The sequence below is a fragment of the Sphingobacterium chungjuense genome (genome assembly GCF_011316935.1).
Taxonomy (GTDB): domain Bacteria; phylum Bacteroidota; class Bacteroidia; order Sphingobacteriales; family Sphingobacteriaceae; genus Sphingobacterium; species Sphingobacterium chungjuense.
The window spans coordinates 659,948-682,708 of sequence record NZ_WLYS01000001.1 but is presented as its reverse complement, the minus strand read 5'-3'; the positions used below and the strand labels follow the sequence as shown (position 1 = coordinate 682,708).

21 protein-coding genes and 1 tRNA gene are annotated in these 22,761 nt (G+C 44.3%); 17 read left to right on the top strand and 5 right to left on the bottom strand.

Annotation, left to right across the window (positions count from 1 at the left end; genetic code table 11):
• Together GKO22_RS03125 and GKO22_RS03120 are read left to right on the top strand one after the other, a co-directional pair.
• Positions 1-1,377: a DUF4270 family protein gene (locus tag GKO22_RS03125; RefSeq protein ID WP_166332626.1), complete on the top strand. Its 1,377-nt coding sequence runs from the start codon at positions 1-3 to the stop codon at positions 1,375-1,377.
• Positions 1,378-1,381: 4 nt separating this feature from the next.
• The gene (locus GKO22_RS03120; protein ID WP_166332625.1) at positions 1,382-2,392 is read left to right on the top strand and encodes a Kelch repeat-containing protein; all 1,011 of its coding nucleotides are present in this window, start codon (positions 1,382-1,384) and stop codon (positions 2,390-2,392) included.
• A 123-nt stretch (positions 2,393-2,515) separates the two neighbouring features.
• Here GKO22_RS03120 and GKO22_RS03115 read toward each other — a convergent pair whose 3' ends face one another.
• Complete coding sequence (locus GKO22_RS03115) at positions 2,516-3,508, bottom strand: aspartate-semialdehyde dehydrogenase (RefSeq protein ID WP_166332624.1); 993 nt, start codon at positions 3,506-3,508, stop codon at positions 2,516-2,518.
• 137 nt (positions 3,509-3,645) lie between these two features.
• Here GKO22_RS03115 and GKO22_RS03110 point away from each other — a divergent pair, with 137 nt between their 5' ends.
• The 11 genes from GKO22_RS03110 to GKO22_RS03060 all read left to right on the top strand — a co-directional run bounded on the left by GKO22_RS03110 (position 3,646) and on the right by GKO22_RS03060 (position 15,185).
• Positions 3,646-5,307, top strand: coding sequence for a lamin tail domain-containing protein (locus GKO22_RS03110; protein ID WP_166332623.1), 1,662 nt, complete (start codon positions 3,646-3,648; stop codon positions 5,305-5,307).
• A 143-nt stretch (positions 5,308-5,450) separates the two neighbouring features.
• Positions 5,451-6,398 carry an NAD-dependent epimerase/dehydratase family protein gene (locus GKO22_RS03105; protein ID WP_166332622.1) on the top strand — a complete coding sequence of 316 codons (948 nt, stop codon included), beginning with the start codon at positions 5,451-5,453 and terminating at the stop codon, positions 6,396-6,398.
• Between the two features lie 2 nt (positions 6,399-6,400).
• Entirely contained in the window at positions 6,401-7,126 is a 726-nt protein-coding gene (locus GKO22_RS03100; RefSeq protein ID WP_166332621.1) for a YebC/PmpR family DNA-binding transcriptional regulator, read from the top strand.
• 67 nt (positions 7,127-7,193) lie between these two features.
• Positions 7,194-8,198: a hypothetical protein gene (locus GKO22_RS03095; RefSeq protein WP_166332620.1), complete on the top strand. Its 1,005-nt coding sequence runs from the start codon at positions 7,194-7,196 to the stop codon at positions 8,196-8,198.
• 12 nt (positions 8,199-8,210) lie between these two features.
• A complete protein-coding gene (locus tag GKO22_RS03090) occupies positions 8,211-9,671 on the top strand; it encodes a lipopolysaccharide biosynthesis protein (RefSeq protein ID WP_166332619.1) in 1,461 nt (486 codons plus the stop codon).
• Positions 9,668-10,525, top strand: a complete 858-nt coding sequence (locus tag GKO22_RS03085; RefSeq protein ID WP_166332618.1) for a glycosyltransferase family 2 protein — start codon at positions 9,668-9,670, stop codon at positions 10,523-10,525. The genes GKO22_RS03090 and GKO22_RS03085 overlap by 4 nt, the downstream gene beginning before the upstream one ends.
• An 81-nt stretch (positions 10,526-10,606) precedes the next feature.
• Positions 10,607-11,506, top strand: coding sequence for a glycosyltransferase (locus tag GKO22_RS03080; RefSeq protein WP_166332617.1), 900 nt, complete (start codon positions 10,607-10,609; stop codon positions 11,504-11,506).
• A gap of 30 nt (positions 11,507-11,536) precedes the next feature.
• Positions 11,537-12,304 carry a glycosyltransferase family 2 protein gene (locus GKO22_RS03075; protein ID WP_166332616.1) on the top strand — a complete coding sequence of 256 codons (768 nt, stop codon included), beginning with the start codon at positions 11,537-11,539 and terminating at the stop codon, positions 12,302-12,304.
• Positions 12,285-12,521: a DUF3820 family protein gene (locus GKO22_RS03070; protein ID WP_206367784.1), complete on the top strand. Its 237-nt coding sequence runs from the start codon at positions 12,285-12,287 to the stop codon at positions 12,519-12,521. Before GKO22_RS03075 ends, GKO22_RS03070 begins: the two co-directional genes overlap by 20 nt.
• 228 nt (positions 12,522-12,749) lie before the next feature.
• Positions 12,750-14,447: a sodium:solute symporter family transporter gene (locus GKO22_RS03065; RefSeq protein ID WP_116775247.1), complete on the top strand. Its 1,698-nt coding sequence runs from the start codon at positions 12,750-12,752 to the stop codon at positions 14,445-14,447.
• Positions 14,448-14,492: 45 nt separating this feature from the next.
• Complete coding sequence (locus tag GKO22_RS03060) at positions 14,493-15,185, top strand: NUDIX hydrolase (RefSeq protein ID WP_166332615.1); 693 nt, start codon at positions 14,493-14,495, stop codon at positions 15,183-15,185.
• Between the two features lie 79 nt (positions 15,186-15,264).
• On the opposite strand, the gene GKO22_RS03055 is transcribed toward GKO22_RS03060, so the two are convergent.
• Both GKO22_RS03055 and radA read right to left on the bottom strand, forming a co-directional pair.
• Positions 15,265-16,437 (bottom strand): aldose epimerase family protein, encoded by a 1,173-nt coding sequence (locus GKO22_RS03055; protein WP_166332614.1) that lies wholly within the window; start codon positions 16,435-16,437, stop codon positions 15,265-15,267.
• 92 nt (positions 16,438-16,529) lie between these two features.
• Positions 16,530-17,915: a DNA repair protein RadA gene (gene radA, locus GKO22_RS03050; RefSeq protein ID WP_166332613.1), complete on the bottom strand. Its 1,386-nt coding sequence runs from the start codon at positions 17,913-17,915 to the stop codon at positions 16,530-16,532.
• A gap of 71 nt (positions 17,916-17,986) precedes the next feature.
• Between radA and GKO22_RS03045 the strand changes: the two genes are divergently transcribed.
• Genes GKO22_RS03045 through trhO form a run of 3 tightly spaced genes read left to right on the top strand, consistent with a single transcriptional unit; the run spans position 17,987 to position 20,144 of the window.
• On the top strand, positions 17,987-18,493 hold the full coding sequence (locus GKO22_RS03045) for an RNA polymerase sigma factor (RefSeq protein WP_116775243.1): 507 nt from the start codon (positions 17,987-17,989) through the stop codon (positions 18,491-18,493).
• Positions 18,493-19,116, top strand: coding sequence for a hypothetical protein (locus tag GKO22_RS03040; RefSeq protein WP_166332612.1), 624 nt, complete (start codon positions 18,493-18,495; stop codon positions 19,114-19,116). Before GKO22_RS03045 ends, GKO22_RS03040 begins: the two co-directional genes overlap by 1 nt.
• Before the next feature lie 59 nt (positions 19,117-19,175).
• Positions 19,176-20,144 carry an oxygen-dependent tRNA uridine(34) hydroxylase TrhO gene (trhO, locus tag GKO22_RS03035; protein WP_166332611.1) on the top strand — a complete coding sequence of 323 codons (969 nt, stop codon included), beginning with the start codon at positions 19,176-19,178 and terminating at the stop codon, positions 20,142-20,144.
• Positions 20,145-20,310: 166 nt separating this feature from the next.
• Here the strand turns inward: trhO and GKO22_RS03030 are convergent.
• Positions 20,311-20,386: transfer RNA gene (locus GKO22_RS03030), tRNA-Gly, on the bottom strand.
• A 63-nt stretch (positions 20,387-20,449) separates the two neighbouring features.
• Positions 20,450-21,988 (bottom strand): NAD(P)/FAD-dependent oxidoreductase, encoded by a 1,539-nt coding sequence (locus GKO22_RS03025; protein ID WP_166332610.1) that lies wholly within the window; start codon positions 21,986-21,988, stop codon positions 20,450-20,452.
• 140 nt (positions 21,989-22,128) lie between these two features.
• Between GKO22_RS03025 and GKO22_RS03020 the strand changes: the two genes are divergently transcribed.
• Positions 22,129-22,710, top strand: a complete 582-nt coding sequence (locus tag GKO22_RS03020) for a LemA family protein (RefSeq protein ID WP_166332609.1) — start codon at positions 22,129-22,131, stop codon at positions 22,708-22,710.
• Positions 22,711-22,761: the final 51 nt, after the last annotated feature.

Below are 22,761 nucleotides of genomic sequence, written 5' to 3'. Positions count from 1 at the left end.
ATGCTAAAACATTTCATATTTATTGCCTTCGGGTTCGTTTTTGTCGGCGCGAGTGTCTTATTGTCGAGTTGTGAGAAAGATATGGCTATCGCATTGAACAACGATAACGTTGATGCATTGAACTTAGCTTCGGTGGATTCTTTATCTGTGCAGATTACAAATCTAACACTACAACATATCCCTACTTCGGGAGCAGGAGCTATTCTATTAGGCCGATATGTTCGTGATGGTGTTGGTAGTGTTACTGTTGCGCCGTATTTTCAGGTAGAACCAGAGAATTACACCTATACAGACATTCCAGAAGACGCGCGTTTTGATTCTGTAAGACTAGTACTTCGCAGACATAATCAATTGCATGTACAAGGAGACACCACTCAATCACATACTATTCGCGTACACCGTATCACACAACGTCTGGAAACAACAACATTGCAGGCCGGGGGAATAAATAACGTTGAGATACCTTTTTATGTGCAAAATCCAGCCATTTTTGGTAATCAATCTTTCCAAGTGGATCAAACTCCGTTAGGAGAATTGAGCTATTTGCCAGCTCCTGGTAGAAGACAAAGCCTATCCATTCGTTTGGATAATGCTTTCGGGCAAGATTTGTTTGATAAAATGCAAGCGGATGATGCACGCGTCATCTCGGCAGCCAATTTTACAGAATACATGAATGGCTTCGCCGTGATTCCGGATGAAGAGAATACCAGTGTGATTGCTTATAATGATACTATTCAGGCAGAGATTCATTACTCTTATATCGGCGCTGGCGGATTGCGTGAAGCTGCGCAGAAGGATTTGGTCATTCGCAACTATAATTTAAAATATAATAAGTATTCGGCAGATAGATCGGGTACGCCTTTTCAATCATTGACTCCGCTAAATCCATTACCTGGTACACAAACCAATGGCGTAGGAGTAGTGCAAGCAGGAACAGGTGCGGCAGTGCGGATAGATTTTCCGGCGCTTCGCAATTTCTTACAAACTCCAGGGATAGCGGTGAATAAGTTGGAACTGGAAGTGGAAGTCGAATCGAACGAAAGTTTTATGTATCCTTTACCGACAGGACAGGATGCGCCATCGCTGTATTTGGCGAATAGTAGTGGAGTCGCTTTGAATTTTATTCGTGCACCATTCACAACTGATATTCAACGTGGGCAATATATACCCGCTAATAACACGGGACAAAATGCGACATACCGATTCAATTTAATTGAGTATGTTCGTACGATCAATAGCGAGAGTAATGCGCCTAGTGGATTAGTGCTATCTTTACCACCAGCTTCTTTAGTCGGCACAGCCAATTCGTTGCTGATCGCTACAGAAGATAACAAACCTAAAATCAAATTAAACATCTTATACACAAAATTTAATTAGTCATATGAAGAAGAAAAACTGGCTAGCATTACTTTTAGTTGGTGCGATTGCGACTACATCTTTCCAATCCTGTTCGAGTGATGACGATGAGACGACTACAGGAGACACTGGGCCGACAGAATGGACCAGATCAACAGTTGCACCTGGAGATCCTAGAGAAGGTGCGGCATCTTTTGTGATTAATAATCAGGCATTCCTTGTTGGCGGATACAACGCTACACGCGCTATTTTACAAGATGCATGGGCTTTTAATGGATCGCAGTGGGAACCTAAAGCAGATTTCTCAGGTCCAGCACGTCACCGTGCAGTAGGTTTTTCCATTGGTGAAGCAGGCTTCGTAGGTACAGGTTTTGACGGTACCAATGCATTGAAAGATTTTTACCGTTTTGATGCAGCTGCAAACACGTGGACTCAGATCGCTGATTTTCCAGGAGAAGCTCGTTTTGGTGCTGTTGCATTCTCACTTGGTGGTAATGGATATGTTGGTTTGGGAGAGACTCCAGCCGGCAGAACATTTAGCGACATTTATCGCTACAACCCAGCGAACGATACATGGACTTTAGTACCAACTCAATTCGGTTGGACTCGTTCTGGCGCTTTTGCATTCGTAATTGGCAATAGAGCATATGTTGGTGGTGGTCGTTTCAACAATCAATTACCAGAAGATTTCTTCTCTTTCGACGGAACAACTTGGACTAAATTGAATGACTTGAATCGTAATGATGCGAGTCAGACGTATGATGTAAGACGTCAAAACACGTCGGCATTTGTCATCGGTGGTCAAGGTTATGTCGTGAGTGGTAGAGGACCAGCAGGTTTGGTAGCTAACGTATGGAAATACGATCCAGGAAGTGATATCTGGTCAAATGAGCACCAAGCAGTACAAGGTAGTGGCGCGCGCGAAAAAGCAGTGGGCTTCGCGATTGGCAATAACGGCTACATCACAACGGGTTCTGCTGGTACAGGTCGCGAGCAGTTCTACAGCGAAACACTGGTATTTACACCTGTAAGATAAGTAAGATTAAAAAGGATACGCTATAGTGAGTATCCTTTACAATAAAAAGAGCCGGATGATTATAGCAATCATCCGGCTCTTTTATGTTTATCCTTCTTTAAGGGAAGAAGTCAATTGATCGGATTAACCGATCAATTGTTTTTTATGTAATAGCTCTGCTACTTGCACCGCATTGGTTGCAGCACCTTTACGTAAGTTATCTGCTACTACCCAAAGGTTAAGCGTTTTGTCCTGAGATTCGTCTCTGCGAATACGGCCCACGAAAACCTCATCTTTACCATGTGCATCCTTTGGCATTGGGTATTCCAATTTTGATGGATTATCCACAACGATGATACCTTCTTGAGCTGCCAATAGGTCGCGAACTTCCTGAAGATCAAAATCATTCTCGAATTCGATATTAACAGACTCCGAGTGACCTCCAATTACAGGAATACGGACCGTCGTTGCGGTTACGCGGATAGAATCATCACGCATGATCTTGTTCGTTTCCTTGATCATCTTCATCTCTTCCTTGGTGTAACCATTATCTTGGAAAACATCAATCTGAGGAATCACATTAAGATCAATCTGGTGTGGATACGCTTTTTCACCGTCAATGCCCGCACGCTCATCATTTAATTGCTTTACAGCGGCTACTCCCGTACCAGTTACCGACTGATAAGTAGAAACTACGACGCGTTTAATTTTATATTTCTCGTGTAATGGTTTCATCACCACGACCATCTGAATAGTTGAACAATTCGGGTTTGCAATGATTTTGTCTTCCGCCGTTAATACGTCGCCATTTACCTCTGGCACGATTAGTTTTTTGGAAGGATCCATGCGCCAAGCAGATGAATTATCGATCACGGTGATGCCTGCTTCCGCAAATAAAGGTGCGAATTCGGTAGAAGTACTTCCTCCGGCAGAGAAAAGTGCTACATCTGGTTTGAGTGCAATAGCATCTTGAGCAGTTACCACCTTATACTTCTTACCCTTGAACTCGATCTCTTTACCCTTGCTTCTTTCTGAAGCTACTGGAATTAATTCTGTTACTGGGAAGTTTCTTTCCGCCAATACTGTCAACATTTCTGACCCAACAAGACCTGTTGCGCCAACTACTGCAACTTTCATAAATAAATTATCATTTAACTTTAAAAAAATAAACCAGATTAAGTATATTTAACACGTAATCAACCCCAAACATACTAAATTATTTGGATTCTTAATCTAAAATCTAGTTCGAAAGTAGATTTTAATGATCTTCAAAAATGACGTTAAAAACGTTTGTTCACTGTTCGTTCATCCTGCTTTTATTCGGGAGCAGCTGTGCAGATTTTTTGGAAGATCAGGTGCGTTTTGTATCGCCACATCCTGTTATCAATGAAATCATGATGAATCCGCGTGGAGACAACTTGCCTGCGCGTGAATGGCTCGAGTTATACAATCCATCGGATGTCGCGGTCTTATTGCAAAACTATACGATCTCGTACAACAATCGGAATTTCCAATTTCCAGATATGTATTTGCCAGCCAAACAATATGTCATCGTTACTGCTTCGCAGAATGAACAAGCATTTCTTCGTTATGGGAATGTCTGCGGCATTGAAGGTTGGCCAACGATGAGTAATGCTGGTGCTACCATCACACTGAATCATCAGGAACTGGGAACAGTAGATCAGGTGTCTTATGCTGCCAATTGGTATGCCAGCACGGCAAAAAGACAAGGCGGGTGGAGCTTGGAACGCATAAATCCGGAGTTTGGTTGTAATCCTGCGCAAGCGTGGCAAGAATCTGAAGCCAGAGAAGGAGCCACGCTTGGCGCGCAAAACAGTGTATATCGTGCAGATGCAATCCCAGATGTGCAAATTCGGCAAACTATTGTGCAAAATCAGGAGTTGAGCTTTGTGCTTAGTATGGACATTGGAAATAGTTTAATCATTCAGCAAGTGCAAATGCCGATCGGATTACCACCAATCTCGAGTTGGCGGACTTCGAGAGATACCATACATATTTCCTTCGGGCAGCAGCTTCCCGAAGGTGTTCCTTACGAGGTGATGATTGCGGGACAATATTGCGGAAGGAATCTGAACTTATCGCAAACGGTGTTTTCCGAAACGAACTTAGTGTATAATGATGTAGTCATCAACGAAGTGCTATTCAATCCCAATACGGGCAGTCCCACCTTTGTCGAGATTTACAATCGATCAAGCAAGATCGTCAACCTCCAAAATTGGTTTCTAGGAAACCGTTTAATTTCCAATCGCCAATTACTTTTCCCACCCAATACCTACCGTGTGATCACCACGAATCCGAATCTGTTGCAGCAAGATTATCCCAGTGCCATATTGCGTAATGTTATTGTGCTTCCCAGCCTTCCGGCTTATGCTAACCTGCAAGGAATCGTAACACTTTTCGCCCCAACAGTGTTAATGGATAGTTTGCGCTACACTGCCGCCATGCATCAACCCTTTATCCGCAATGCGCGTGGGGTTTCGTTAGAACGCATTTCACCAGATGTTGCCACGAATGTTGGCGGAAATTTCATTTCGGCATCCACCTACAGTGAAGGCGCGACGCCCGGCTATGAGAATTCACGCTTTCGTGCGGGCACGATTACCAAAAATAACGTATTCCTAGCGGCGCGAACGATGTATCCAAATAGTACAGGCGATGATCGATGGCTATCTATTCATTATGAGTTTGTCCAGGAGAATACCATGGTGAATCTCACGATCTATGATGATAAAGGGAGGAGTCTAAATCGCCTTATTCGCAATCAAGGAGTGGGCTATACAGGCAGATTTACTTGGGACGGCAAAAAGGAAAATGGAGAGCAATCGCCTTCTGGTGTATACTTGATGTGGATGGAAACGTATCAAGATAATGGCCAGCGCCAAACCTTCAAAGAATCCTTTTTATTGAGAAATTAGGCTACGCCTGAAAAACAGCCATTCCCCGTTTTAAAGTAGGGATCAAAAAACAGTATATTTGCACCTGAATTAACCGTTTTGGAGCTCAGACTGGCATTAAATCAGCTTTTTTGGAGCGAAAACGGAAGTGAATAAATCTAAACATGGGAGAACGCATATTAATACTGGGCGCAAACGGACAAATTGGATCAGAACTGGCTGCCGCACTACGTCTGAAATTTGGTGCAGACAATGTCATTACGTCGGATATCCGCGAGCCGCGAGAACGCGCTGAGCAAGAAATCTTCGAATTGGTGAACGTATTGGATAAAGAGAGAGTGAGACATCTTTTTGAGCAATACCAACCCACGCAAGTATATTTATTGGCTGCCATGCTCTCTGCTACAGGCGAGCAATATCCTCAAAAGGCTTGGGATTTAAATATGAACGGCTTATTGAATGTCTTAGATCTAGCTGTTGAATTAGACATAAAAAAGGTGTTTTGGCCAAGTTCTATTGCCGTATTTGGCCCACATTCACCGAAGGTGGATACGCCACAATATTGCGTGATGGATCCCAACAGTATTTATGGTATTAGCAAATTAGCCGGAGAAAGATTGTGTGAGTATTACCATAAAAAATATAACTTGGATGTACGCAGCATTCGTTATCCAGGGGTTATTTCTTGGAAAACAGAACCCGGAGGTGGTACAACGGATTATGCCGTGCATATCTATTTCGAAGCTTTGCGAAATGGCGCATACACTAGTTTCCTTTCCGAACAAACGGAATTGCCCATGCTGTATATGCAAGATGCGGTGCGTGGAACACTGGAATTGATGGATGCGCCGGCAGAAAAGCTAAGCATTCGCTCGAGTTACAACCTAGCAGGAATGAGTTTCACACCAAAAGATATCTCGGAAGAAATCCAAAAAATTCTTCCTAGTTTTGAGATATCCTACACGGAAAATGATCCGAGACAAGCGATTGCAGACTCTTGGCCAAAGCGCATTAACGATGATTATGCGCGAAAAGACTGGGGCTGGAAACCTTCCTTTGATCTGGAAACGATGACGAAGGATATGATTGAAAATCTAAAATCAACGATATAACAATGGGTAGAGCCTTTGAATTTAGGAAAGAGAGAAAATTTAAGCGTTGGGCGAAGATGGCCGTCCAGTTTACGCGACTAGGCAAAGAGATTGCCATGGCCGTAAAAGAAGGTGGCCCGAACGCAGACAGTAATTCACGCTTGCGCACTGCCATGCAAAATGCGAAGGCGGTTAACATGCCAAAAGATCGTGTGGAAGCTGCTATAAAACGTGCTTCAGAGAAAGACGCGAAAGGCTATGAGGAATACGTGTACGAAGGATACGGCCCACACGGTGTGCCTGTGCTCATCGAAACGGCAACGGATAATACCAATCGTACTGTAGCCAATGTCAGAAGCTATTTCACAAAAGCGGGCGGATCATTGGGTAAAACGGGTTCGTTGGATTTCATTTTTCAACGCAAATCGATATTTCGTTTCCCTGCACCTGAGGATCTGGATGTTGAAGAATTGGAATTGGAGTTGATCGACGGCGGTTTGGACGAATTATATGTGGAGGCCGATGAAGAAGGCAATGACGTAGTCGTCGTGCAAACTTCGTTTGAAGATTTTGGTAACATGCAAAAGTTGCTAGAAGAGAAAGGCATCGAAGTTTCTTCGGCTAAGTTGGAGCGTATCTCGCTATCTCATTCTTCATTAACCGAAGAGCAAGCGGCAGATGTATTGAAGTTGATCGATAAAATCGAGGAAGACGACGATGTGCAGGCGGTGTACCACAATATGGACTAAGCAATATTGATATGCATAAAAATCCCTGCGAAACCACTTTCGCAGGGATTTTTTTTTACTTTTGATCATGCTCAGTTTTGAAGAGTTCTTCCATAAGAAAAAGATTGACCTGACTGCTTTGCATTCGGGTGAGCCAGCATTGTATGCGGAATTTTCGAGGCATTACGTGGCAATGGGAGAGAAGAGCTTTGATCACAGTAAAAAGTTTTGGTTCAATAAGCTCCGGAAAACGTACTTGCTCGCCGCAGGCGAACCGGCACCTGTTCCAGAAAAACCATTAGCGATTTCAGACGCACCTTTGGAACCTGTTTCGGATGTCGTGCCTGCTGAGCCAGCAACGACTTCTGTAAAACCGGCAGGATTTAAACCACGCTTCAAGGCCGGCGCTGCAAAAGCATCTTCTACGGAACAAGCAAAGCCGGAAGGGGCCGTTTCGGCTGAAAATAAAGCAGAACCAGCTACTCCTGCTACGGAAGAAAAACCGGTAACAGAAGAATCGGCTGCGCCGGTTACTAAGCCAGCAGGCTTCAAGCCACGCTTCAAAGCCGGTGCTACTAAAACAGTTTCTACCGAGCAAGCAAAGCCAGAAGAAACCACTTCGGTAGAAAATAAGGAAGAACCAACTCCTGCTCCGGAAGAAAAACCGGCAACAGAAGAATCGGCTGCGCCGGTTACTAAGCCAGCAGGCTTCAAGCCACGCTTCAAGGCCGGTGCTACTAAAACAGTTTCTGCAGAGCAAGCAAAGCCAGAAGAAACCATTTCGGCTGAAAATAAAGCAGAAGCAGCTACTGCTCCGGAAGAAAAACCGGCAACAGAAGAATCGGCTGCGCCGGTTACTAAGCCAGCAGGCTTCAAGCCGCGCTTCAAGGCCGGTGCTACTAAAACAGTTTCTGCAGAGCAAGCAAAGCCAGAAGAAACCACTTCGATAGAAAATAAGGAAGAACCAACTCCTGCTCCGGAAGAAAAACCGACAACAGAAGATTCGGCTGCGCCGGTTAGTAAACCCGCTGGCTTCAAGCCGCGCTTCAAAGCTGGCGTAACGAAGCCCACTAAGCCCAAAGACGATCAGTAGCGAACGAAAGCAATGGATCCAGTAAACCCCACGCCAGCAGAAAGTTTAAAAAAGAAAGCCGCCAAAGGATTTTGGTGGGGCGGCCTATCCAACGGTGTGCAACAAGTAATTGGCTTGGTCTTCGGCCTCGTGCTGTTGCGCGTGCTAGATCCTAAAGATTATGGTCTGGTCGGTATCCTCACGATATTCTCCGCTATTGCATCCGCGTTGACAGAATCCGGCTTTGTGAGTGCGATTAGCATTAAGAAAGACGTCACAAAGGCAGATTATAATGCCGTATTCTGGTTTTGCGTGCTTTTAGGTGCCGGAATCTATATGGTTTTGTATTCCGTGAGCCCTTTTTTAGCCGATTTCTATGAGCTGTCCCAATTAGAGCCATTGGCTAAAATTTCATTTTTGAACTTCTTCATCAGCAGCTTTGGCGTCGCCCATAGCGCCTACCTTACGCGTAACTTAATGGTGAAAGAGCGTTCTACTGCGCTGCTTTTCGCAGTTTTGATCAGTAATGTCATCGGGGTGATTGCAGCGCTACAAGGGCTCAAATACTGGTCTTTGGTCATACAAAACCTGACTTACTGCGTGATCTCCGCATCGCTATTCTGGTATTATTCTCATTTTCGTCCTTCTTGGCCCATCAATCTTCGTCCGGTCAAGCCTTTGTTGTCCTACAGTAGCAAGCTGATCATTACCAATGTATTCTTTCACGTCAATAACAATTTCCTGACCGCCATTCTGGGTAAATATGTGCCCGTAGCGCAAGTCGGACAATATACCTCGGGCAATAAGTGGAATCTCATGGGTCAAAATCTGATTTTGAGCATTTCCAATACCATTATCCAGCCGCTGATGACGGAGGTATCGCACAGCGAAGAAGAGCGCAAAATTCGTGTCTTCCGCAAGCTGCTTTCCTTTATCTCTTTCATTACTTTTCCACTAATGTTTGGTTTAGCGCTCATCGCGCCAGACTTTCTTTTGCTTGCTGGCGGTGCCAAATGGCTAGAAAGTGCCGATTACCTGCGCGTTTTGGCATTTGGAGGCGCATTCGCCGTGGTAAGCAATGCATTTTCAAACTATACCCTGAGCAAAGGCCGATCTACTACCTACATGTGGAATATGATCGTATTTGGCATCTTACAGGTCGGCTTATTCTTTGCGCTCAAACACTTGGGCGTCCTGTATATCGTGCTGGGTTATGCAACGATGAATCTGCTTTGGTTGAACACCTGGTTTTTCATCACGCGGAAAAGCCTGCAATACAGTTATCGCTTTATGTGGCGCGATGTATATGCTTACGCGCTTAGCGCCATGGTTGGATTTCTCGCAACCTATTTTTGGATAGACATTTTGCCACACGCGGCATGGAGATTAGCGGTATCCGTATTATCCATGGGAGCAGTTTATTTGGGGATTTGTTATCTATTTTCCAGAGATACATTTCAAGAAATTCAAAATTTCTTTCGCAACAAGCTATGAAGAAGGTACTCAGCATTATCGTTTCATACAATTTTGAGCCTTGGCTCACCAAATGCTTAGATAGCTTGCTACAATCGACTTATCCCGCCGATATTTTTGTAGTCGATAATGCTTCGAGCGACCATACGGTAGCCCAAATTAACGAAAATTATCCGCAAGTAATCTTGCATGAAAGCGGTACGAATCTCGGCTTTGGCCGTGCCAATAATATCGGTTTTGATTACGCGATCGCGAATGAGTATGATGCCGTTTTCTTAGTCAATCAAGATGCTTGGGTGCATCCAGTATGTTTGCAGCACTTGATGCAAGAAGATTATGGTTCCAACGTAGGAATTATATCGCCGATGCATTACGATGGCACGGGTTTGCAGTTGGATGAAGGTTTTGCTGGATATGTGAATCAAGAGCAAGCGCATCTTGATCATTTTGCTGTACCATTTGTGAATGCCGCATTCTGGCTGATTCCCGTTTCCGTTCTCAAAGAAGTGGGACAATTTTCACCGATCTTCTATCATTATGGCGAAGACAGCGATTATGCCAACCGCATACAGCACCATGGCTTGAAAATTATGGTCAACACCAAAGCCATTGCCTATCATGATCGGCAAACTCGAAAGGCCATTTCCAGCGCACAATTTTTTAAAAGAGAATTCATCTATTTCCTGACGGAATATGCTAATGTGAATCATTCCTTTCCGAAGGCGTTTGGCTACGGTGTGCTAGCGCCGATCAAAAAGGCTTTTCAGCGGCCTGCCACGACACCTCACCATGGCTTCGCTTCGTATCTTTCTGTTGCTTTTCAGGTTTTTGCCAAAACAGCGGCCGTTATCCAGACAAGGAAAAGAAACAACTAAATATTATGCGATCCGCTACCTGCCGCGCATTTGCATATGCAGACTTTTTTGGCGAGTTTCGTCTATTCATTTAACACATCCATGGAGCAGCTAAGTCCCATTATTCTTTTTGCCTACAACCGACCCGAACATACGCGACGCGCATTGGAAGCATTGCAGAAAAATGTCGGTGCTGCGGACAGCATCTTATATGTATTTGCAGATGGCGCAAAGCATGATGGCCCTACGCAAAGCGTGCAGCAAGTAAGGGATGTACTCAAAAAAGCATGGGCTTTCAAAGCGGTGCATATCATCGAGCGCGATCGCAATTGGGGATTAGCTAATAACGTGATGGATGGCGTAGGGCAGGTGATGAAAGAACATGGCCGCGCGATCGTATTGGAAGATGATGTGCTATTTGCGCCGCATACGCTACAATACTTCAATGAAGCCTTGACCCGCTATGAAAAGGAAGAAAAGATCATGCACATTGGCGGCTTTATGTACGAGCTGGATCGATCTGGGTTGGATGAAGCATTCGTAACGCGATATGTGGCCAGCCAAGCTTGGGCGACATGGTCGCGCGCTTGGCAACATTTCGAACCGAATATTGATCAGATCATCGCACAATTTGATGAAGCCAAAATCGCGGCTTTTACCTTTGATCACACCATGAATTTCTGGCGAACCATATTGCAGCAGCAAAAAGCAGAAGTCGATTCATGGGCAGTGCGTTGGTATGCCAGCGTTTTCTTGAAAGGTGGTTTGGCGATCGAACCTAGCCAATCGCTCATTGAAAACATTGGTCACGATGGCTCCGGTGTGCATTCGGGAATCAACACCATGTTTGAAACCTCCATACGATCCACGCCGATAACGCGGTTTCCAAGGGATCTGACAGAGAATCCGGCTGGATATGCCGCACTGCGCCATTTCTTTAAACATCGAAAAGGGAATTTGTTTCAACGGGCATACCGCTTTGCGATCAATAAACTGCGCTAAACGTCTATTTATTAGCTATTGACCACAACCATGTCTGATCAATCTCATTCACATCCTACCATTTCTATTATCACGATTGTGTATAATAATGTGCGGGATATCGCGTATACGTTAGCATCTGTGGCGGAGCAAAGTTATTCGCAGGTCGAATACATTGTGATTGATGGCGCATCTTCGGATGGTACATTAGACGTGATTCATCAATATGCGCAGCATATTGATATTTTGGTGTCGGAGAAAGATAAAGGCATTTATGATGCCATGAATAAAGGATTGGCTCGTGCCACAGGCGATTATGTGTTGTTTCTCAATTCTGGCGATACGCTGTGCGATGCGGATACCTTGTGCACCGTGGTAGAGCGTGGCAATGATGCCGATATCATTTATGGCGAAACCAAATTGGTGGATGAAGATCGTCACATTATTGGCGATCGTCGGCATAAAGCACCGGAACAGTTCGACTGGAGATCTTTCCGCTACGGGATGAGTATTTGCCATCAGGCGATATATGTGCGTAGAAGTATTGCTTCGCCTTATGATACCAACTATCAATTAAGTGCGGATATCGATTGGGTGATTCGCGCCGCGAAAAAAGCTAAAACTACTCAAAATGTGCATGCTGTGGTGGCAAAATACCTAGTAGGGGGCATGTCGCAGAAGCGACATCAGCAAAGCTTAAAAGAGCGCTACGAAATCTTCAAAAAACATTACGGAACGCTCGCCAATATCTTCAATCATCTGATCATTGGGATTAGATTAGTATTTTATCGATTGCAACATGGAAAATCTAGAGAATAATCTGCTCAATCCGCAACTGTTGGTCGAAGTAGCCAATGCCAAGATGCCTTTTGGGAAATACAAAGATACGTACCTACGATATCTTCCTGAGTCGTATCTCAATTGGTTTCATAATAAAGGTTTTCCTCCTGGAAAGCTTGGGGTCCAACTCGCTACCTTGTACGAGATCAAACTCAATGGTCTGGAGTACTTGTTACAGCCCTTAGTCAAACGCTAGTTTCACGCGCGTTATGCACCACTTTATCCCTTCCCCAAAAAGTTTTTAAACATAAATGTCATTTTGACATTTTTTTTTGTAATATTTGGAACATTAAATCTGAATACCTGTGTAATACCGTGCTGCGTCAGCGTAGCATTTTTTATAAACTTAATCGTTAAAAAACTATAGTGCAATAAGAGGAAGCGCGATTTTGCGCTCTTTTTCTAACCAATTTTATTCAAACAAATGACTAGATTTTCAACAATTGATTACGTTATATTCCTGATATATTTCGTGATCGTAGCGGGGTACGGTTACTGGATTTACCGTCGTAAAACCAAGAGTGATTCTGCAACCAAAGATTTCTTCTTAGCAGAAGGTTCTCTTACCTGGTGGGCCATTGGTGCTTCACTCATTGCATCCAATATTTCTGCGGAGCAATTTATTGGTATGAGCGGAAATGGATTTACGGTGGGTATGGCCGTGGCTGCATACGAATGGTTTGCTGCTATTGCCTTGATTATTGTGGCCGTGTGGTTTATACCAATGTACCACAAGAATGGCATATTTACCATGCCGCAGTTTCTCAAGATTCGATACAATGAGACGACGGCGCTAATCATGGCGATCTTTTGGTTATTTCTCTATATTCTAGTTAACCTTACTTCGATCTTATTTTTAGGATCCATGGCGATCAATAACTTCGCTGGTGGCGAGAATTTTGAAGTCATCATGACGATCCTTTGTGTGTTTGCCATTATCATCACGCTGGGCGGTATGAAGGTCATTGGATTCACCGATGTGATTCAAGTATTGGTATTGATTATTGGTGGATTGGCGACGACTTATGTAGCGCTTACTTTGGTCAGTGAGCATTTTGGTTTAGGATCCGATATCATTGCTGGTTTTAAGGCGATGATGAAAGATTCTCCGACGCATTTCCAGATGATTGCCGAGAAACCAGGGCCTGATGCATCGCAAGAGGAAATCAACAAATACTTGATGTTACCGGGTATTGCGATGTATTTCGCAGGTCAATGGATTGTGAATTTGAATTATTGGGGTTGTAACCAATACATCACACAGCGTGCGCTAGGAGCAGATTTAAAAACAGCTAGAACAGGTATTTTATTTGCCGGTTTCTTAAAATTATTAATGCCGATTGTCGTAATGTTGCCGGGTATCGCTGCTTATGTGCTATACAAAAATGGTGCGTTACAACAAGAGATGGCACCAGGAGGTGAATTTCACGCCGATAATGCATACTCTGCGATTCTAAGTTTCTTGCCAGATGGTATGAAAGGGCTTTCCTTAGCGGCATTGACGGCTGCGATTGTAGCATCATTAGCAGGGAAAGCAAATAGTATTGCGACGATTTTTACCCTAGATATTTATAAAAAATACCTAGACAAAGACGCTTCTGAAACCAAAATGGTTTGGGTAGGAAAGGTTGCCATTGTCGTGTCAATGTTATTAGCCCTGTTACTGACTTGGGATGACGTATTGGGTATTGGCGGAGCGGGTGGATTTACCTTCATTCAAAAATATACCGGTTATGTTAGTCCGGGCGTATTGGCTATGTTCTTATTGGGTATGTTTTGGAAACGTACTACCGGTACAGCAGCGATTGCGGGTCTGTTATCTGGTTTCTTACTTTCGGTATTCTTCAATGAATTTGCGCCAGCCGTATTTGGACCAGAAACATGGTTGTACACAGCATTCCAGAATGCCAATGGCAAATATGAGATTCCGTTCTTGATTTGTATGGGTTGGGCGTTTGTCTTTGCGGTATTACTCATGGTGATCTTAAGTTTAGCAGGTCCGAAGGTCAATCCTAAAGCATTTGAGATCGATAGAAAAATGTTTAAAGTAGATCCTTCTACCTTGATACTAATTGTGTTTACGCTATTAGTGGTAGGAGCATTGTATGTTAAATTCTGGTAGTGATTTTTTTCACTACCAACTATTTCTCCGAGATAATCAGATAGCATGGCTCAATACTCAGCACAACACCGCGTTCTTATTGCCGTCGATTGTATTATCTTCGGTTTCGATGGCGCGGAGTTGAAACTGCTAGTGGTGCAGCGCGCATTAGAGCCACAGATCGGCAATTGGAGCTTGATGGGTGGTTTCGTAGAAGAAGGGGAAGATCCGAACGATGCGGCATCACGCGTGCTGTACAAATTGACCGGATTGAAAGATGTGTACATGGAGCAGCTTTCGGTATTTGGCAGGCCAAACCGTGATCCGGTGGAGCGCACCATCAGTGTGGCGTACTCCGCATTGATTAATATCAAAGAGTACGAAACGCAGCTGAGTGATGCATACCGTGCAGAGTGGATTCCGTTGAAGGATGTGCCGGCGTTGATCTTCGATCACGATGAGATGGTCGCTGCCGCAAAAGTACACTTGCGCTACAAAGCGGCCTTACATCCGGTCTTGTTCGAGCTCTTGCCCGAAAAGTTTACCATTCCGCAGATCATGGTACTGTACGAACAGGTGTATAATGTGGAGCTGGATAAGCGCAATTTCATGCGCAAACTGCGTTCTACAGGCTTGCTGGTGAAGCAAGCCGACAAAGATAAAGAAGGCTCCCGCAAAGGAGCCTTCTATTACAAATTGGATCAAGAAACGTATAAGGATAAGTTTAGTTCATTCTTACATTTTATCCCACAGCCCTAAGGCTGTTCTAATCTCATTTAGCTAGAAACAAAACGGTCTCCTTCTGATAAAGAAGGAGACCGTTTTTACGTGTATGATATTACTTTACCGTCGTGAAGCGGTAGGTGCTTTGTGTCTTGTATGTCTCCCCTGGTGATAATACGGTAGACGGAAAATTTGCTTGATTGGGTGCGTCTGGGAAATGTTGTGTTTCTAAACAAAATGCCGAACGCAAGCCGTAGGTTTTATCACCTTTAGCATTTTTAATGTCTTTCATGAAATTACCGCTGTAAAACTGCAAGCCTGGTTCTTCCGTCAGGATTTCCATCTGGATGCCTGTTTTCGGGCTGCTTACTGTGGCAATATGCTGCAAACCATCTTTCTTGTTTAACACAAAATTGTGGTCATAACCGCCACCAATTTTAAGTTGTTCATCGTCCGCATCAATGTCTTTGCCAATCGCTTTGGCCGTACGGAAATCAAATGGGGTATTTTCTACAGAAGCCAATTCTCCGGTAGGAATCAAAGTCTTGTCTACTGGCGTATATTTATCCGCTTTTACCATCAGTTCGTGATCGGTGATGGTTTCCGCTCCTTCACCACTCAGGTTGAAGTAAGCATGGTTGGTTAAATTGACGATGGTCTTTTTGTCTGTCGTTGCGCGGTACGCGATGTCCAATCCATTATCTGATGTAATGCTATACGTGACATAAATATCCAAAGCGCCCGGATATCCGGCATCGCCATCTGGTGATAACAAGTGCAATTCTACGCTGTTGTCGGTTACTTTACTCACCGTCCACACTTTCGTGTAATAACCTGTTTCACCGCCGTGTAAGGTATTCACGCCATCATTCAACTCCAATTGATAAGGTTTGTCACCCAGCTTAAATTGTCCTTTAGCAATACGATTTCCAAAGCGACCGACGATAGCGCCATAGAAGCCTTCACCTTTTTTCTGATAGTTTTCTAAATCTTTGTAGCCCAATACGACATCGACTGGATTACCTTGGTTATCTGGTACAAGCAGGCTCACCACGCGCGCGCCATAATTGGTAATCGCTGCGGTAATTGTACCGTTGCTAATCGTGTATAGTTTTACAGAATCTTGGCCGACGACTCCAGCAAAATCAGCAGCAGAAACACCGACATTAATGCTGTCTGCGGTTGTCTCTTTAGCGGTATTCGCATTTTGATTACAAGAGCTTAGGGTAATGGCTAGCGCGATAGGCGCAATGCAGGCTTTCCAGATGAAGCCGGGAGATGTTGTCATAATAAAAAAGTCTTTTATAGGGTGTTTAGGATTATACTAAACCTAAGATAGTGAGTATATTCCAGAAAAGCAACCGAAGAATTCGGCGCGGTTTACCCAAATAAGGAACGGAAGACATCTTCCAGATTGGCCACAGGCCGAATGGCAATGTTGTATTTTTTCGGATCGATTCCTTTGAGATTATATTTGGAGATAAAAATACCGTCAAAACCTAATTTCTCTGCTTCCGCTATGCGTTGTTCGACGCGGTTCACCGCGCGAATCTCGCCTGATAAACCGACTTCGCCCGCGAATGCGGAAGTCCCCGGAAGTGGGATATCTTGTTGAGAAGAGATCAAAGCGGCAATAACGGCTAAATCAATCGCCGGATCTTCGACGCGCAAGCCACCAGTAATGTTTAGAAACACATCTTGCGTACCCAATCGAAAGCCAAATCGCTTTTCTAGCACGGCCAACAGCATGTGCAGTCGCTTGGTGTCGAAACCGGTGGAACTACGCTGTGGGGTGCCGTAAGCCGAAGGACTTACCAAGGCTTGTACCTCGATCATGAGCGGACGAATGCCTTCCAGCATAGAAGCGATAGCCACGCCGCTCATCGATTCTTCGCGTTGCGAAAGCATGATCTCGGAAGGATTGGATACTTCGCGTAAACCATTGCCCTGCATCTCATAAATCCCCAATTCGGAAGATGAACCAAATCGGTTTTTCACCGCGCGCAAGATACGATATACGTGATGTCGGTCGCCCTCGAACTGCAACACCGTATCGACCATATGCTCCAATACTTTTGGCCCAGCAATAGCGCCATCTTTAGTGATATGCCCTACGATAAGTACGGGCGTGTCACTTTCCTTCGCAAAGCGCAAAAGTTCAGCGGTACATTCTTTTACTTGAGATACCGAGCCAGGAGCCGACTCGATCTGCGAAGAGTGCAAAGTCTGTATCGAATCAATCACGATGACATCGGGTTGTACCGATTCGATCTGCTTAAAGATGTTTTGGGTGGAAGTTTCCGTCAGGATAAAACAATTCGCCTTACTGCTTTGGTTCAGGCGTTCGGCACGCATTTTAATCTGCTGTTCGCTCTCTTCACCAGAAATGTACAGGGTTTTTACCTGCGGTATGGATAAAGCCAATTGAAGCATGAGCGTCGATTTGCCAATGCCCGGCTCGCCACCAATTAATACGAGCGAACCCGGAACAATTCCGCCACCCAGCACGCGATTAAATTCATGATCTGGCGTTAGGATGCGTTTCTCTTCACTGTACACGATTTCATGAATCACAGCCGCTTTGTTCGTGCGTTTCGGAGTGCCAGCAGCGGTGGAGCTGCGCCATTCGGGCACGCGCGACGAACCTTTATCTACCACTTCTTCTACAAAGGTATTCCATTGCTTACAGGATGGACATTGCCCTAGCCATTTGGGAGATTCGTAGCCACAACTTTGACAGAAATAAGCAGATTTAGTTTTCGCCATTGCACGAATTTAGAAAAAAAGTAAGGACAAACCGTAACAAAGCAGTAGTATTGTCGTCAAATACCTAGAAAATGAACCCAGAGCTTGAACAACAATTTGTGCTTCTCTTGGAGGAAAACCAAAATATCCTCCATAAGATCTGTAAGCTGTATGCGGCAGATCGTGATGCGCACAAGGATTTGTTTCAGGAAATGGTGATTCAGTTGTGGAAAGCGTATCCCACATTCAAAGGTCAATCGAAGTTTACCACTTGGGCTTATCGCGTATCATTGAATACCGCAATATCGCTTTATCGCGTAAAAAAGCGGCGTGTGGAAACCGTAACCTGGGATTATGCCGTACATAATATACAGTACGAAGAATACAGTTCGGAAGAGGAAGATAAGTTGAGCTATCTCTATGCTGCGGTGCAGGAATTGAATGATATCGAGAAGGCCTTGGTGTTTATGTATCTGGAGGATAAAGATTATGCAGAGATCGCCGAGACACTAGGGGTAAGTGAAGTAAATGCACGCGTACGGATGAACCGTATTAAAACAAAATTGAAAGTCATACTCAGCCAAAGAGGGGCATTATAATGGATGAATTAGATTTCTTAAAAAATCATTGGCAGAAAGAGCAACGTTTTCCGCAGATAAAGGCAAAGGAAATTCGGGCTATGGCGCACAGAAGCTCTTCTTCGGTGGTGAAATGGATTTTTGTGATTAGTATTCTAGAGTTTTTTCTAGGCTGGGCCATTTCATTTTTCTTGCCTTCGGTCGAGTATCGGTCTACTTTTGAAGAGATTTTTGTTACGACGCTAGAGGTCGTTTTTTACGTCGTTATTATTTATTTTATCTATCAGTTTTTCGCGAGTTTTCGTACGATTCGCAATACGAAAGATACCAAATCTTTACTGACCTCGATCATCGATACGCGCGCTCACGTAGAACGTTATATCAAATTTAATATCTATTATTTTTACTTCGGATTTTTAACAGCAGGTGGTTTTACGCTGTACGAAAAAGTGGCGGCCGATTCCAACAAAAGTATAGGAACTTTGATAGTTTATATCGTGTTGTTTGCAATACTGATGGCAATTATTTCCTATCTGTTTATTCGTGTGGTGCGTTTCTACTACCGAATCGTTTACGGATTACTCTTGAAGCGATTGAATAAGAATTACGAAGAATTACTCCAACTGGAACAAGAGGTAGAATAGAATATTTGTATCTTTGTGCCGCAATTCATTAAACGCCGTTTGAAGCGGTATCAATGCTCATGGGAAAATACAATACTTTGCTGTACTACTGTTACAGCCCTATCGAAGATGCAGCACAGTTTGCTGTAGATCATTTAAATTTTTGTAAATCATTGGATTTAGTTGGTCGCATTATTGTGGCCGACGAAGGTCTGAATGGTACGGTTTCGGGTTCGCCAGAATCGTGTAAAGCGTATATGGAAGCGGTACATGCCGATGCACGCTTTGCTAAAACGGAGTTTAAGATTGATGAAGTGGAGGAGTTATCTTTCATCAAAATGCATTGCCGTTATAAGCCCGAGATTGTGCACTCGGGGTTGAGAAATCCTAAAGATATCGATCCGAATCGCCAAACAGGTGTGCATCTGGAGCCGCAAGATTTCATGCAGATGAAAGATCAGGACGATGTGGTGGTGCTGGATGTGCGCTCTAACTACGAGCATTCGGTCGGTCGCTTCAAAAATGCAGTTACATTAGATATGGAAAACTTTCGTGAGTTTCCAGAGAAAATCAAAGAACTGCAGCAATATAAAGGCAAAAAGATTTTGACCTATTGCACCGGCGGGATCAAATGTGAAAAAGCTTCGGCGTTATTACTTAAAGAAGGTTTTGAAGATGTGTACCAACTGCATGGCGGGATCATCAAATATGGCAAAGAAGCCGGTGGAAAGGATTTCGACGGACAATGTTATGTGTTTGATAATCGGGTGACGGTAGATGTCAACTCGGTGAATCCATCGGTCGTGTCTACCTGTCGCAATTGCGGAACAACCACTTCCAAGATGATCAATTGCGCCAACCCGGATTGCAATGAGCATTTTACGCAATGTGACGCCTGCGGCGAACAATTAGAAGGCTGTTGCTCTCCAGTGTGTATGACGCATCCGCGCAAGCGTGAATATGACGGTACAGGCTATTATGTAAAAGTGCCTCAACCAGTCAACGCCGATAAAATCAGCAAACGAAAACATAAACAGTTTGTGAAGTAAGATCTGCGTTTGGTTACTATAAATGAAGAAGCCTTCCAAATATGGAAGGCTTCTTTTTATTTTATGCAATAGACGAGATGCGGCAAGTTACCCAACTAAAGCTTTCAGTGCGCGTCGGAGCTGTCATAAACAAAAAAAGTCCATCATTGCTGATGGACTTTTTTGCTGGAGCGAAAGACGAGATTCGAACTCGCGACCCCGACCTTGGCAAGGTCGTGCTCTACCAACTGAGCTACTTTCGCATTGGTGGAACAAAGGTAATATATCCACCGGTATATGTCAACACTTTTGTGAAAAAAAGTGCATTAATTGATCGCATCGATACAATTCATCCCGTCGATGGCTGCCGAAACGATACCGCCTGCGTAGCCGGCGCCTTCAGCACAAGGGTATAAACCAGCTACTTGCGGATGTTGTAAGCTGTCTTTATCTCTCGGAATGCGTAGCGGTGAAGAAGTGCGCGATTCTACACCGACTAATATCGCTTCATTTGTATAATAGCCTTTCATCTTTTTGCCAAAGCGTGGCAATGCACCTTGAAGCGCTTTATGTACAAAATCTGGGAGAACTTCTTTCAATTCCACCGATTTGGTGCCTGGTTTATAGGAGTGAATCGGTAGGTCATTAGAAAGTCGACCTTCCACAAAATCGACCATGCGCTGTGCGGGCGCAACTAATGCGCCACCGCCCGCTTGAAAAGCTTTTTGTTCTACCGCTTGCTGAAATTCGAGCAGCGCGAATGGATTGTTGATTGCTGCCGGAATATCTTCCAAATTGATCTGTGTGACCGTGCCCGAATTGGCATGTGGATTATTGCGTTTGGATGGCGACCAACCATTCACCACGATCTCTTCCTGATCCGTGGCGCAAGGAGCAATGATTCCGCCAGGACACATACAGAAAGAAAATACACCACGACCATCTACCTGCTCCACCAAGCTATAATAAGCTGGAGGTAAGTTTTCGTGTCTTTCGACGCAGTGATATTGAGCGCTGTCTACAATGTATTGTGGATGTTCGATACGCACGCCCAATGCAAAAGGCTTAGCTTCTAACAACCAACCTTTGTCGCGAAATAAATAAAAGATATCGCGAGCTGAATGTCCAGTAGCAACAATGATGTTATTGGCGTTGACCGTTGAGCCATCAGCGAGCTTTACGCCCGTGGCTTGGCCAGATGATGTTAATATGTCGATCACTTTCGCATCAAAATGTACTTCGCCACCTTGCTCCACAATGCGCTCACGCATCAGTTGAATGATATGCGGTAATTTATTCGTGCCGATATGTGGCCGCGCGTTGACCAGAATATCCTCATCTGCGCCATGTTCCACAAAGATGGATAAGACTTTTTGCACGTCACCGCGCTTATCAGAACGCGTGTATAATTTACCGTCGGAATACGTGCCAGCGCCGCCTTCGCCAAAACAATAATTGGATTCTGGATTGACCACGCCTTCCCGATTGATGCGAGCCAGATCGCGACGGCGATCCTGCACCGCTTTACCGCGCTCGAGCACAATGGGTTTCAAGCCACGTTCTAAGCAGCGATAAGCTGCAAATAATCCTGCCGGTCCCGCGCCAATAATGATGACAGGTTTAGCATCTTTTACTTGCTTGAGATTGGACGTGTAGGTGAATGGCGTAGGGGATTCATCCATATAAAAAATTACCCGAAGTCGGTACACCACTTGTCGGCTTCGGCCATCAATAGATCGTTTGCGGATATGGATCCCGCCAATTCTACTGGCTGCCACGCCTAATTTCTTCGCGCCCATCCGTAGGATCGCGGCTTCATCGAGGATCAGGTCGGGGCTTACGGCTAATTCAATTTCTTTTTCCATAAATACGGTTGTTGGGTTGCTATCCCAAATCTTGGTACAAAGATACAGAATCTGATCTAGGACGTTGCTGTCAAAATACTTTGAGAGAATACATCGCAAATTTTGTATATTTATCCATATAGAAAAGAAAAACATTACAGATGAAAAGATTTTTAATGCTAACTGTTGTGAGTTTGTTTACGGCAGTATCTTTAAGCTCATGTGGCTACAATACGATGGTTTCCAAAGACGAGAATGTCAAAGGTAAATGGGCTCAAGTAGAAAATGCCTACCAACGTAGAGCGGATTTGATTCCAAACTTGGTGTCGACGGTAAAAGGAGCGGCAAACCATGAAGAAAGTACCTTGACTGCGGTGGTTGAAGCGCGCGCTAAAGCAACGCAGGTGACCGTAGATCCTTCGAACCTATCGGAAGAGGAAATTGCGAACTTTCAGCAAACACAGGATGCGTTCTCGCAATCAATCGGTCGTTTGTTGGTGAGTGTCGAAGCATATCCAGACTTGAAAGCCAACCAAAATTTCCGTGAATTGCAAGCGCAGTTGGAAGGTACAGAAAACCGAATTTCGGTAGAGCGCCGTGCGTACAATGAAGCGGTGCAAGACTTTAATACGACTGTGCGTAGTTTTCCAAATAATATAATGGCTGGGATGTTTGGCTTCAAAGCAAAAGGAACATTCACAGCGGCAGAAGGATCGGATAAAGCACCAACGGTCTCTTTCTAAAATTTAACGCTTCCAGAGCACACTCTGGAAGCGTTTTTGTTAAACCTTACA

Coding starts and splice junctions, on each gene's coding strand:
- GKO22_RS03125 (WP_166332626.1), top strand. CDS start 1: ATGCTAAAACATTTCATATTTATTGCCTTCGGGTTCGTTTTTGTCGGC.
- GKO22_RS03120 (WP_166332625.1), top strand. CDS start 1,382: ATGAAGAAGAAAAACTGGCTAGCATTACTTTTAGTTGGTGCGATTGCG.
- GKO22_RS03115 (WP_166332624.1), bottom strand. CDS start 3,508: ATGAAAGTTGCAGTAGTTGGCGCAACAGGTCTTGTTGGGTCAGAAATG.
- GKO22_RS03110 (WP_166332623.1), top strand. CDS start 3,646: ATGACGTTAAAAACGTTTGTTCACTGTTCGTTCATCCTGCTTTTATTC.
- GKO22_RS03105 (WP_166332622.1), top strand. CDS start 5,451: ATGGGAGAACGCATATTAATACTGGGCGCAAACGGACAAATTGGATCA.
- GKO22_RS03100 (WP_166332621.1), top strand. CDS start 6,401: ATGGGTAGAGCCTTTGAATTTAGGAAAGAGAGAAAATTTAAGCGTTGG.
- GKO22_RS03095 (WP_166332620.1), top strand. CDS start 7,194: ATGCTCAGTTTTGAAGAGTTCTTCCATAAGAAAAAGATTGACCTGACT.
- GKO22_RS03090 (WP_166332619.1), top strand. CDS start 8,211: ATGGATCCAGTAAACCCCACGCCAGCAGAAAGTTTAAAAAAGAAAGCC.
- GKO22_RS03085 (WP_166332618.1), top strand. CDS start 9,668: ATGAAGAAGGTACTCAGCATTATCGTTTCATACAATTTTGAGCCTTGG.
- GKO22_RS03080 (WP_166332617.1), top strand. CDS start 10,607: ATGGAGCAGCTAAGTCCCATTATTCTTTTTGCCTACAACCGACCCGAA.
- GKO22_RS03075 (WP_166332616.1), top strand. CDS start 11,537: ATGTCTGATCAATCTCATTCACATCCTACCATTTCTATTATCACGATT.
- GKO22_RS03070 (WP_206367784.1), top strand. CDS start 12,285: ATGGAAAATCTAGAGAATAATCTGCTCAATCCGCAACTGTTGGTCGAA.
- GKO22_RS03065 (WP_116775247.1), top strand. CDS start 12,750: ATGACTAGATTTTCAACAATTGATTACGTTATATTCCTGATATATTTC.
- GKO22_RS03060 (WP_166332615.1), top strand. CDS start 14,493: ATGGCTCAATACTCAGCACAACACCGCGTTCTTATTGCCGTCGATTGT.
- GKO22_RS03055 (WP_166332614.1), bottom strand. CDS start 16,437: ATGACAACATCTCCCGGCTTCATCTGGAAAGCCTGCATTGCGCCTATC.
- radA (WP_166332613.1), bottom strand. CDS start 17,915: ATGGCGAAAACTAAATCTGCTTATTTCTGTCAAAGTTGTGGCTACGAA.
- GKO22_RS03045 (WP_116775243.1), top strand. CDS start 17,987: ATGAACCCAGAGCTTGAACAACAATTTGTGCTTCTCTTGGAGGAAAAC.
- GKO22_RS03040 (WP_166332612.1), top strand. CDS start 18,493: ATGGATGAATTAGATTTCTTAAAAAATCATTGGCAGAAAGAGCAACGT.
- trhO (WP_166332611.1), top strand. CDS start 19,176: ATGGGAAAATACAATACTTTGCTGTACTACTGTTACAGCCCTATCGAA.
- GKO22_RS03025 (WP_166332610.1), bottom strand. CDS start 21,988: ATGGAAAAAGAAATTGAATTAGCCGTAAGCCCCGACCTGATCCTCGAT.
- GKO22_RS03020 (WP_166332609.1), top strand. CDS start 22,129: ATGAAAAGATTTTTAATGCTAACTGTTGTGAGTTTGTTTACGGCAGTA.